Below are 12341 nucleotides of genomic sequence, written 5' to 3'. Positions count from 1 at the left end.
AAGTTGTGCCCCATTCTGCGAGCTCTGACCCACCCGCACGTGCACTTAGTTTCCCAAGGCAACCAAGTGGCGGTATAGTTGCTTCAGGCAAACAAGTAAGGAGTGCCTGAAGTCATGGCAGTAGCACCGGATACGGCAGCTGATCTCGTGTACCAAATCTTCGATCTCCAACGCGCAGTGCGGTGCATAGCCACTGCCAGCGTTCGCGGGCAGGACACCGGAGTAGCGCTCCAGGGTGTCCTGCGCTTCGTGGGGGAGGGGGAGTCCCGGGCCACCAGGCTCGCCGAGCGGCTGGGCGTCAGCGCCCCGGTCCTCAGCCGGCACATCGCGGACCTGGAAGAGCATGGTTTGGTGATCCGCAGGCAGGATCCCGACGACGGCCGGGCCCAGTTGGTTGCCCTCACACCCTTGGGAGCGGAGAAACTCCGCTCCATCGAGGAGCAGCGAGCGGCGGCGCTGCAGGACTACCTGCGCGACTGGAGCGAGGAAGACGCCGGCACTACGGCAAAAGTCCTGCACAAGCTCACCGACTCACTTAAGCAATCAGCCCGGGCAAAGGCGGCCGGCACCACCACAACCCACACCTCCTAGGAGCTGAACCCGATGGCAACCCACATTGCGGCAAGCCAAGCCGCCGCCGCGGCCACAATATCCACCGCACCGGCAGGGGCACCGCCCGAAATGTCCCATCGCCAGATCATGGAAGCCCTCACCGGGCTCCTCGCCGCGTTCTTTACCGCGATCCTCAGCAGCACCATCGTGGCCAACGCGCTGCCCACCATCATGTCCGACCTGCACGGCACCCAGACAGACTTCGCCTGGGTCATCACAGCTGCGCTGCTGGCCAACGCCGCCACTACGCCGATCTGGGGCAAGCTCGCCGACCTCTACAACAAAAAGGTCCTGGTCCAGCTGAGCATTGTCATCTTCGTGGCCGGCTCCGTGATGGCCGGTCTTTCCGAAACCATCCCCCTGCTCCTTGGTGCCCGGGTAATCCAGGGCGTCGCCATGGGCGGCCTCACCGCCCTTGCCCAAGCCATCATCGGCACCATGATCCCGCCGCGCGACCGCGGAAAGTACTCCGGCTACATGGGCGCAGTGATGGCAGTCGGCACCGCCGGCGGCCCCCTGCTGGGCGGGTTCATCGTCGACAGCCCGCTGGGCTGGCGCTGGACCTTCTTCGTCTGCGTGCCGCTCGCCGTCGTCGCACTGATCCTGCTGCAGGTCACCCTGAAAATTAGCCACGTCCGCCGGCCCGCCAAGATCGACTGGCTCGGTTCCATCCTGCTCACGTCCGGTGTGAGCCTGCTCCTGATCTGGGTCTCGTTCGCCGGCAACCCCGCCTACTACGGCTGGGTTTCCTGGCAGTCCGCCCTGATGGTGGGTGGCGGCATCGTCCTGCTGGCGCTGCTGGTCCTGGTGGAATCCAAGGTTGAGCAGCCCATCATCCCGCTGAAGATCATCTCTGAGCGCACCACGGCACTGGCCATCATCGCTTCGGTGGCGGTGGGCATCGCGATGTTCGGCTCGTCCACATTCCTGGGCCAGTACTTCCAGGTGGCCCGCGGCGCGACCCCCACCGAGGCAGGGCTCCTCACGCTGCCAATGATCGCCGGAAACCTGACCGGCTCGGTGGCATCCGGCCTGCTGATCAGCCGGACCGGCAAGTGGAAGGGCTACCTGATCGCCGGCTCCATCCTGCTGATCGGCGGACTGGGACTGGCCGGAACCATGGACCACACCACCGAGCTGTGGCACGCCGGCGTATTCACCGCTGTGCTCGGCCTCGGACTGGGCATGCTGATGCAGAACCTCGTCCTGGCTGTGCAGAACACGGTCCGTGCCGCGGATATTGGAACGGCCAGTGCCTCGGTGGCGTTCTTCCGGTCCGTGGGTGGCGCCATCGGCGTCTCCGTGCTGGGCGCCATCCTGGCGAACAGGGTCAGCGAGCTTGCCACTAAAGGCCTCACAACGGCCGGCATCCCGGTGCAGGGCGGCGCGGCCGGTTCCAGCATGGACCTGGCGCACATGCCGGAACCGGTGCGGGAGATCATGCGGGCCGCCTACGGAGATGCCACCGCGGAAGTCTTCCTGATCTCCGCGGCCGTGACCGTCGTCGCGCTGATATCGGTGCTGTTCATCAAGGAAAAGCCGTTGCGGCGCACCGTTGACATCCAGCCTGCGCAGGAGCCGGCCCAGCAGAAGGAAAGCGCGACGGCGGAGCCGGCCTCCGCTGCCCGGTAAGCCATGGGCACTACTCCTCCCGGATGATCTTTCGCCGGGCTGTTTCACCCCCGGAAGGAGTTTCGTAGAGTGGGAAGGCTAAGGATGTCAGCCCCGGCTGGTACTACTTAACCCTCACCACTTCGCGAACTCTTCTTAAGGACCCGTGGGCATGCTCCTGACCCTCATACGGCGGTTTTCCAGGCCGTACATGCCATACATCGTGGCCGTCATCGTCTCCCAGCTGGCGTCAACCATCGCTGCTCTGTACCTCCCCAGCCTGAACGCCCAGATCATTGACGAGGGGGTATCCCGCGGGGACACCGACTTCATCTGGCGCACAGGCGGGGTGATGCTCCTCGTCGCCTTCATCCAGGTGGGAACAGCGATCGCCGGCGTCTACTACGGCTCCAAGACCGCCATGGCCGTAGGGCGCGACCTTCGGCGCGGGGTGTTCCGCAAAGTCACCAGCTTTTCCGCGAAGGACGTCAACACCTTCGGTGCGCCCACCCTGATCACGCGCGGCACCAATGACGTCCAGCAGGTCCAGATGCTGGTACTGATGGGGCTGAACTTCATGGTGGCCACTCCCATCATGTGTATCGGCGGCATCATCATGGCCCTCCGTGAGGACATCAACCTGTCCTGGCTGGTCTGGGTCTCCGTGCCCGTCCTGGTGGTGGTTGTGGGTTACCTGGTGGTCCGCCTGATGCCGCTCTTCCGTGCCATGCAGAAGAAGATCGACCGCATCAACGGGGTCCTCCGCGAACAGATCATCGGCATCAGGGTGGTGCGTGCCTTTGTCCGGGAACCCTTTGAGACCGAGCGGTTCGGCGAAGCCAACAAGGATCTCACTGACGTATCCCTGAAGATCGGCGCCCTGTTTGTGCTGATGTTCCCGGCCATAGGCATGATCCTGCACCTGTCCACCGCTGCCGTGCTGTGGTTCGGCGGGCAGCGCGTGGACTCGGGCGAGATGCAGGTGGGCGCACTCACCGCGTTCCTCCAATACCTGCTGCAGATTCTGGTGGCCGTCATGATGGGCACCTTCATGGCCATGATGATCCCGCGTGCCTCGGTATGTGCGGACCGCATCGGCGAGGTGCTCGACGTCGAGCCCTCCATCCACGATCCCGAACGGCCGCAGGCCCCGGCTGCACTGGCAGGCGTGGTGGAGTACCGGAACGTCACGTTCGCATACCCGGGCGCGGAGTCGCCCGTGCTGAGCAACATCAGCTTCACTGCCAGGCCAGGCCAGACCATCGCGATCATCGGTTCCACGGGCGCAGGGAAGACGTCCCTGTTGTCCCTGCTGCCGCGCCTGTACGACATCGCCGAGGGCGAAGTGCTCTTGGACGGCGTATCGGTCGACAACCTGGACCGGGCGGAGATCACCAGGCGCGTGGCACTGGTCCCGCAGCGGCCCTACCTCTTCTCCGGCACTATCGAACACAACCTCCGGTTTGGAAAGACCGAGGCCACTGACCAGGAGCTTTGGGATGCACTCGAGGTGGCACAGGGCGCAGACTTTGTCCGGGACAAGAAGAACGGGCTGAACTCCCGGATTTCGCAGGGCGGGACCAACGTTTCCGGCGGCCAGCGGCAGCGCCTCTGCATCGCCCGCGCACTGGTCACCAAGCCCCGGGTCTACCTCTTTGATGACTCCTTCTCCGCCCTTGACGTCGCCACTGACGCCCGCCTCCGGGCGGCGCTCAAGCGCACCACCGCCGACGCCACGGTCATCATCGTGGCCCAGCGCATTTCCACCATCACCGAAGCGGACCAGATCCTGGTCCTGGACAACGGCCGCATCGTGGACCGCGGAACACACGAGGAACTCCTGGAAACCTCACCCACCTACCAGGAAATTGTTGAATCCCAGCTGAGCGTGGAGGAAATGGCATGAGCCCCCGCAAGAGAGACTCCACCGACATGAAAGAGACAACAGGCTCCAAGGACCAGGCTGACTCGGATCTGGTGGACGACGGCGCGGTTGAGGACGAGGAATTCTTCGAAGAGGAATACAAGCCTTCCGAAGCCGACGGCGACATGTTTGGCGGCATGCCGGCGAAGAAGGCCGAACACTTCTGGCCGTCCGCCAAGCGGCTCATGGGACTGCTGAAGCCAGAGGCTGCGGGCATCTATGCCGTGGTTGCGATGGTGGTGGTCGCGGTGGTCCTGAACGTTATTGCCCCCAAGATCCTGGGCCAGGCGATGGACGTGATTTTCGGCGGTGTGGTTGGCAAGCAACTCCCGGCAGGCGCCAGCAAGGAAGAATTCGTGGCCGGACTGCGCCAGCAGGGGCAGGACAACTTCGCAGACATGATCTCCAAGATGGAACTGGTGCCCGGAAGCGGCATCGACTTCCAGAAGCTGTCCTTCCTCATTGCCGTGGTGCTGCTGATGTACTTCGTTGCCAACATCTTCCTGTGGCTGCAGGGCTACGTCCTGAACCGCATCGTGATGAAGGTTATCCGCAGGCTTCGCGATGACACCGAAAAGAAGCTCAACAGGCTTCCGCTGAACTACTTCGACACCCGCCAGCGCGGCGACGTCCTCTCCCGGGTGACAAACGACGTCGACAACATCCAGCAGGCGCTGCAGCAGGCATTCGCCCAACTGATCAACTCGCTGCTGACAGTCATCGGCATTGTGATCATGATGTTCATCGTCTCCTGGCAGCTGGCCCTCATTGCCTTGGTGGCGCTTCCCCTGTCCGGCGTCGCTGCCGGGATTATCGGCTCGCGCAGCCAGAAGCTCTTTGCAGCGCAGTGGAAAAACACCGGTGCTTTGAACGGCCAGATTGAGGAGTCGTTCTCCGGCCATGACCTCGTGCGGGTGTTCGGCCGGGACGCAGACATGCTGGAACGGTTCGAGGAACGCAACGAGGCCCTGTACAAGGCCAGCTTCGGGGCACAGTTTGTTTCGGGCATCATCTTCCCGGTGATGCAGTTCGTCTCCTACCTCAGCTACGTGGGGATTGCCGTAGTGGGCGGACTCCGGGTGGCCTCGGGTTCCATGTCCCTGGGCGATGCCACAGCCTTCATCCAGTACTCCCGCGAGTTCACGCAGCCGCTTGGCCAGATGGCGGGGATGGCCAACATGCTCCAGTCCGGCGTGGCATCTTCCGAGCGGGTGTTCGAATTCCTGGATGCCGAAGAACAGGACGTCGAAACGGCCACGGAACACCTTCCGGCCAAGACGGACGGGCACGTCGAGTTCAAGAACGTCACGTTCAGCTACACGGAAGACAAGAAGCTGATCGAAGACCTGTCCTTCACGGCGGAACCGGGAAATACCGTGGCCATTGTTGGGCCCACCGGAGCCGGGAAGACCACCCTGGTCAACCTGGTGATGCGCTTCTACGAGCTCAACTCCGGATCCATCACGCTGGACGGAGTGGACATCACCCACCTCAGCCGGTCCGAACTCCGCTCCAAGGTGGGCATGGTGCTCCAGGACGCCTGGCTGTTCGGCGGCTCCATCTACGACAACATCCGCTACGGCAACCTGGACGCCACCGAGGAGCAGGTCATGGCCGCGGCCAAAGCCACCTTCGTGGACCGCTTTGTCCGCGCCCTGCCCGAGGGCTACGACACCGTGATTGATGAGGAAGGCAACAACGTCAGTGCCGGCGAAAAGCAGCTCATCACCATCGCACGCGCCTTCGTGGCCAATCCGTCGCTGCTGATCCTCGATGAAGCCACCAGCTCCGTTGACACCCGTACTGAGCTGCTGGTGCAGAAGGCCATGGCAGCGCTCCGCACGGACCGCACCAGCTTTGTAATCGCCCACCGGCTCTCCACCATCCGCGACGCCGACACCATCCTGGTCATGGAGAACGGCAGGATCGTGGAGCAGGGGAACCACAAGGTCCTCCTCGCTGCGGAAGGCGCCTACTACCGGCTGTACATGTCCCAGTTCGCCGGTGCGGACGCAGGGGAACTGCCGGTGGATGATTCGACGGCGGTGCGCAGCTGAGCGCGCAGGAGGCCCCGGTGCAGGAAAACGCATCATTGCAGGAAGACGGCGTGGCGCGGCAGGATGGCACAGCGCGGCAGGACGCGCAGTCGAAGCCGCTGAGCGAGGGCGGCCGCCGGATCGAGGTCCTGGTTCCCATGCGGTGGGGCGACATGGACGCGTACGGGCACATCAACAACGTGCAGATCGTCCGGATGCTCGAGGAAGCGCGGATTGCCGCTTTTGGACCGCCGCGGGGAGCAGGGCTGCCCGGTATCGAGCCGCACGTCTCGCTGTTCAACGACGTCCCGGAGGGAACCATGGCGTTGGTGGTGGATCACAAGATCCGCTACGTCAGGACACTGGAGTACCGGAACGTCCCTGCCGTGGTCCAGGTGTGGATCGGCGCCGTCAAGGGAGCGAGCTTCGATATCCACTACCTCGTCCAGGACCCGGTCACCCGGGAGGACTGCGTGAAGGCCAGCAGCCATCTGGCGTTCGTGCACGAAGCCACCGGGCGCGTGCAGCGCCTCACGCCTGAACAAAAGGAACGGCTGGCACCATTCACTGTGTGAACGGAATGTGCAGGCGCTCCGGCCCGTGTAGCCCGTTGCGCAGAAGCGGACTGCAACGGAAACTAAGAACCCCAACCAAGGAGGAATAGGCATGGCCCAGAAAAAGACTTGGAAGGAAATGTCCCCATCTGCGAAGGCCGGCACAATACTGGTGGCCATCGCACAGGTGTCCCTGTTGGTTGCGGCGCAGCGGGACATTTCAAAGCGCCCGGCAGCGATGATCAACGGTCCCAAGGCTGCCTGGCGGGCGGCATCGTTCATCAACTTCATTGGCCCGGTGGGCTACTTTACGTTCGGCCGGAAGAAGCCGGTCGCTTAGCCACCCAAGAATCACGGGGGCACAGCGGCTCTGAGCGCCCATCCAGCTTCACCCTGTAAATTTGAATTCATGACCCCCGCCTCCACTGCTGCCATGCCCCGTGCCCTCGGTGCCTCCCGTGCTCTCGGTGTCTCCCGGGAAATTGAGGAGGCTGCGTGGTTCGTGCTTGGCCCCGGGCTCCTCGGGAAGCCGTCTGCGCTGGATGGACGCACCATGACCTGGACTTCGGAGGCGGCGGCAGAGCTCCTGGACAGGCTGGAACGGGGCACCCCTGATCCGAAGGCGCCCATGATGACCAACCTTCGGCAGAACCTTGAGGGCGCGTCGCGGGAAGCGAAGCAGCTGGCCGTGGAACTGCTGTTCCTGCAGTCGCTGCCCCTGGCCCATGAGGTGAAGTCGCTGAAGGTCAAGCGCGCCCGTGTGGCCGAGGCTGCTTCCTGGCTCGAGCCTCCGCTGGAGCTGCCCGAGGAGCTGTACCAGGGTCTCACCGACCACGGCGTCATCCGCGACCGGACCGCCGAGTTCAACTGGACCATCTGGGACCACCTGGGATGGCTCTGCCGTTTTGTGCGGCAGGTGGACCAGCAGACGACGGCGGATATTGCCGAAACCCTGCAGGACCCGCTGAAATTCCACCGCTTCGCCGCTGCCACCCCGGGAGACCAGCCCGCTATTCGCCGCAGCATCGAATTTCTCACCTGGCCCAGCTACTTCGAGCCTGTGGTGGCGGACGTGGAGCGCCAGGAAATCCGCGATGCCTTCGCCTCGCTGGTGGGCGGCGCAAAAGGCGACGCGGAAGAGGACATCACCGCAGACATCCACCGCATCCGCCTGCACCTTGATGAGCAGGCCGGGCAGCGCATCGACTGGTACGCCCGGCAGCTGGTCAGCCAGTGGCGCAAGGTAGGCGACCCCGGCCGCCGGGCATGGCTGCTGCGCACGCACAGCGACAACACTGAACTGCTCACCGCCTGGCAGGGCGAGGAAAAGGTGACGCTCGACGTCGAGCATCTCCGCCTGCTGGGCCCCGGCGTCACCGCGGGGGTAGTCCAGCATGCCGTGGACGAGGACTACAAGCACCTCGGCTATGTGGAGCGCGAGGACACCAAGACCGCGATCTTGGCGTTCCTGACCGTGATGAAGCCCGGGGACCTGGCGCTCTACCAGCACGCCGGAAAGGTGCGGCTCGGCGTCGTACTCGGGGAGCCCGAACACAACGAGGATAACCGGCGGCTGCGCCGGAAGGTCCGCTGGTTCGACGAAGGCCACGCCACCACCAGCCTTCCCCGCCATGTGCAGCGGCAGCTGGCCACACCCGGGATCGTTGTTGATCTGACCAGGGTGGTGCAGGCTCTGCAGGCCCTGCTGCCCGCAGAAGCGGAAACAGAGCCCGACGGCGATGCTGAAACGGCCGCCGTCGTCCATCCCGTTCAGGAGGGCTTCCGTCCGCTGACGCGCGAGTTCGCGGATTCCCTGCACATGGAGCTGGAGCCGCTCCAGGAGATCGCCGAACTGCTGGAGGAGAACCGGCAGCTGGTGCTGTACGGTCCGCCGGGCACCGGCAAGACCTACCTGGCGAAGCACCTCGCGGCTGAGTTGGCGGATGACACCACGGATGAGCGGGTCAAACTGGTCCAGTTCCACCCTTCGTATGCCTACGAGGACTTTTTCGAGGGCTACCGGCCGGACAAGACGGACGAAGGCCAGGTGTCCTTTAAACTTGTTGCCGGTCCGCTCCGCCGCCTCGCCGAAGAAGCGGCCAAGCCCGGAAACGAGAAAAAACCGTACTTCCTCATCATCGACGAGATGAACCGCGCCAACCTCGCCAAGGTGTTCGGCGAACTGTACTTCCTGCTGGAGTACCGCGACGACCGGATTTACCTGCAGTACAGCCCCAATGAGCCGTTTACGCTGCCGGACAACCTCTACATCATCGGCACCATGAACACCGCGGACCGGTCCATCGCCATGATGGATGCCGCCATCCGCCGCCGTTTTGCCTTCATTGAGCTGCACCCGCAGACTGAACCGGTGAAGGGCTCGTTGCTCCGGTTCCTCCAAGCCCGGCAGCTGGACACCACGCCGGCACTGCTGCTGGATGCCCTCAACGCCGCCATTGACGAGTGGGACCGGGACCTCATGATCGGCCCGTCGTACTTTATGAAGCCGGCAGCCCAAACCCCTGCCGGGCTGCGGCGGATCTGGAAGTACGAGCTGATGCCCCTGCTTGAGGAGCACTACCACGGCCAGCTGACCCGGGCCCAGCTTGAGGAACGCTTCGGACTGGACCGGTTGCTGGAACGCCTTGCAGGCCGCTGACCCCAGTGCGTTTGTCCGGCACCTGGTGCTGGATGAACTGTCCCGCGGGATGGTGGAACGGCTGGATCCTGCCAGCGCCTCGTTCCTGAACGCCAGTGGCCTGGCCAAGGCGTCGCCCATGGGGCTCGGGCTGTACCGGATCGAGCCCGTGGGCAAGGTGGGCTCGGTGAGGACTCCCACGGTGCAGCTGGACGTCCGGCCCAAGGACCGGCTGGGGCTCAGCCGGCTCCTGTTCCTGCTCAGCTACGCAGGCGAACAGGGGTTCCGTCCCGATTCCGTGGCCGCCGTGGAGGACCGGGAACTCTGGAGTGCGCTGGCTGAGTCGTTGGCGCAGCTCGCGGAACGGGCCCTGGGACGCGGCGTGCTGCAGGGGTACCGCACCGTTGACGAGTCGCTCCGCACCGTCAAGGGACGCATCCGCATCTCGGACCAGATCTCCCGGCGGCCCGGCATGCTGGTGCCCCTGGAAGTTTCCTATGACGAGTTCAGCGAGGACATCGCCGAAAACCGCATCCTGCGTGCTGCGCTGGAGCGGATGGGCCAGGTGCCGCGGGTCCGCGCCGAGGTGCTGAGCCGGCTGCGCCAGCTCAAGGGAAGGTTCGACGCCGTCACCCGCCTTCCGGCCGGCGCGCCGCTCCCGCCGTGGACGGCCAGCCGGATGAACCTTCGCTACCACGCCGTCCTCCGCCTGGCGGAACTTATTCTCCGGAGCGCCTCGGCTGAAGCGGGCCAGGGCAAGCACCAGACGGCTGCGTTCGTGGTGGATATGGCCCAGGTGTTTAAGGATTTTGTCGGCACGGCATTGCGGGAGGCGATGGCTGCCTACCCGGGAGAGCTCCGGCTCCAGTACAACGCACTCCTGAGCGAGGCGGTGCGGGACACGGACCGGTTGTCCGTGCAGCCGGATGCCGTGCACCTGCTGGGCGGACGGCCCGTGGTGGTCTACAACGCCAAGTACAAGGCCGCGTCCGATCTCGGTGCCTCGCTGACAGCCGACCATTACCAAATGCTCGCCCACTGCACCGCTTTGGCGGTGCCCACGGCCTGGCTGGTCTACGCGGGATCCGGTGAGGTCAAGCTGCGCCGCATCATGAACACAGACATCGACATTGTGGAGTTCCCGCTGGACCTGTCCAGGCCGCCGTCGGAAATCCTGGCCTCGATTGCGGAACTCGCCCGCCAGTCCTGGGGAGAGGTAGTTCGGCAGGCCCGCACCGGCGCCTAACGCTGGGGCTGCCCTGCCGCCGTCGTACGCGCTGGCCTTGTTACACCGGAACCCGGAACGTGAACGTGGTTCCCTGGCCCAGCGCGCTTGCCACTCCAATGGTCCCGCCATGGGCCTCAACGATGGCCTTGCTGATCGGCAGGCCCAAACCAACGCCGGGGATGGCAGTCCTGCGGACGTTGCTGGTGCGGAAGAACTTGGCAAACACTTCTGAGGCGTCTTCGGCGCTCATGCCCATACCGGTATCACTGACCCGGCAGGTAAGGTGGCCGTCCTCCTGCGCCAGCGAGACCAGCACGTTGCCGCCGTCGGGGGAGTACTTGATGGCGTTGGACACCAGGTTGTCCAGTACCTGGGAAATCCGCTGTCCGTCAACGTGGGCCTCCAGCCGCTCCGGCGTATCAGCGGCCAGCACCACCCCTGACGCAGCCGCCTTGGGCATCGCCGAGGAAACGCTGCTGCGCACCAGCTCGGCCACGTCCACGGAGTGGGGCGTAACAATCAGCTGCCCGTTGCGGCTGGCAAGCAGGTCGCTGACCAACGTCAATAACCGCTCCGAGTTCCTGCGGATGATCTCAAGCATGCCCCGCTGCGACTCCGCCGGCTCATCTTCGAGCAGGATTTCCACGTACCCAAGAATTGACGTGAGGGGTGTCCGGAATTCATGCGAGACGCTCGAGACGAAGTCATCCTTTGCCGCCAGGGCGTTGACGAGGTCAGTAACGTCGCTGAAGGCAATCACTGAACCGGAGAACTTTCCCTCGGCGTCCTTCATGGCCCGGGCGGTGGTGACGAAAGCCCGCTGCTCCTTGCCCGAGCCCAGCCACACAAGGTAATCCGTGAAGGTTTCCCCGAGGACGGCTCGGCGGACCGGGCGATCCTGCACTGGAACCAAAGTCTTCCGGTCCGGTCCAAACACAAGCAGCTGGGACTCGTTCGGGTCAGCTATCTCCTTGGGCCGCGCCAGTTCGTGGTTGGTCCGCTGCTTCCGGTTCATCAGCACGTCATGCCCGTCCGCGTCCACAGCGAGCACCCCCAGATGGACAGTGTCCAGGACGGTGTTCAACAGCGCTTCCTGGCGCTGGCTGGTGCGCAGGTTGGCCTGCAATTGCGCGTCCTTTTCCTCCAGCTCCCGCTGCTGCCGCATCATACTGAGCGTCAGGACACTCACGGAAACACCGATGCCGAGCATCATGACGGGCAGGAGCAGTGACCGCGCAAAGTCCTGCGCCGTAAAGCTTCCTTTGATCAGCAGCGGAACCCAGATAATGGCCAGCGGCGCCAGGAAAGACAGCCACAAAGCAGCCCTCGGGTAGTAGCCGGAGGCGCACAGCCAGATCACCGGGAACACGGCAAGCAGGCTGATGCCAGTCAGGCTTTCCTGCCCGCCTTCCCTGCCGAGGGCAATGGAGACGAAATCCAGCAGCGGAAGAATCAGGAAGCTCGTGTAGGGCAACCGCTCCCAGGGAACCAGGTAGCACAGGGCCATGATGGCGGCCTGCGACACCAGGAAAGCGATAAAAAGCGGATTGTTCATGGTGGCCGGGAAGAACGCCCAGATCAGGAAGGCTGTCAGGATCGTCGTCACAAACAGGGGCATCTGACTGAGCGCCACCCGCTGCGTCAGCCGGTACTCATGGAAAGGACGCCGAAAGAACCGTATCCGGCCGGAGGACCACGCATCAGGGTTAGTCATGGCGCAGAAACTTACGGGACAAGG

9 protein-coding genes are annotated in these 12341 nt (G+C 64.1%); 8 read left to right on the top strand and 1 reads right to left on the bottom strand.

Features of this window, described 5'->3' with window-relative positions; all coding sequences use genetic code 11:
* Positions 1-114: 114 nt before the first annotated feature.
* From AC5RV1_RS12085 to AC5RV1_RS12050, 8 genes are all read left to right on the top strand, one after another.
* A complete protein-coding gene (locus AC5RV1_RS12085) occupies positions 115-591 on the top strand; it encodes a MarR family winged helix-turn-helix transcriptional regulator (protein ID WP_493994716.1) in 477 nt (158 codons plus the stop codon).
* 12 nt (positions 592-603) lie between these two features.
* Positions 604-2244, top strand: a complete 1641-nt coding sequence (locus AC5RV1_RS12080; RefSeq protein WP_493994715.1) for an MFS transporter — start codon at positions 604-606, stop codon at positions 2242-2244.
* 151 nt (positions 2245-2395) lie between these two features.
* Positions 2396-4129 (top strand): ABC transporter ATP-binding protein, encoded by a 1734-nt coding sequence (locus AC5RV1_RS12075; protein ID WP_493994714.1) that lies wholly within the window; start codon positions 2396-2398, stop codon positions 4127-4129.
* On the top strand, positions 4126-6204 hold the full coding sequence (locus AC5RV1_RS12070) for an ABC transporter ATP-binding protein (RefSeq protein ID WP_493994713.1): 2079 nt from the start codon (positions 4126-4128) through the stop codon (positions 6202-6204). Before AC5RV1_RS12075 ends, AC5RV1_RS12070 begins: the two co-directional genes overlap by 4 nt.
* Before the next feature lie 137 nt (positions 6205-6341).
* A complete protein-coding gene (locus AC5RV1_RS12065; RefSeq protein WP_493994754.1) occupies positions 6342-6758 on the top strand; it encodes an acyl-CoA thioesterase in 417 nt (138 codons plus the stop codon).
* Positions 6759-6849: 91 nt separating this feature from the next.
* Positions 6850-7077, top strand: a complete 228-nt coding sequence (locus AC5RV1_RS12060) for a PLDc N-terminal domain-containing protein (RefSeq protein WP_430229492.1) — start codon at positions 6850-6852, stop codon at positions 7075-7077.
* 69 nt (positions 7078-7146) lie between these two features.
* Entirely contained in the window at positions 7147-9396 is a 2250-nt protein-coding gene (locus AC5RV1_RS12055; protein ID WP_493994712.1) for an McrB family protein, read from the top strand.
* A 49-nt stretch (positions 9397-9445) separates the two neighbouring features.
* Positions 9446-10621 carry a 5-methylcytosine restriction system specificity protein McrC gene (locus tag AC5RV1_RS12050; protein ID WP_493994753.1) on the top strand — a complete coding sequence of 392 codons (1176 nt, stop codon included), beginning with the start codon at positions 9446-9448 and terminating at the stop codon, positions 10619-10621.
* Between the two features lie 40 nt (positions 10622-10661).
* Here AC5RV1_RS12050 and AC5RV1_RS12045 read toward each other — a convergent pair whose 3' ends face one another.
* Positions 10662-12317: a sensor histidine kinase gene (locus AC5RV1_RS12045; protein WP_493994711.1), complete on the bottom strand. Its 1656-nt coding sequence runs from the start codon at positions 12315-12317 to the stop codon at positions 10662-10664.
* Positions 12318-12341: the final 24 nt, after the last annotated feature.

Source organism: Arthrobacter sp. Hb9-2 (assembly GCF_059091165.1).
The sequence above is the reverse complement of the archived record's forward strand: the minus strand, read 5'-3'. Positions and strand labels throughout refer to the sequence as shown.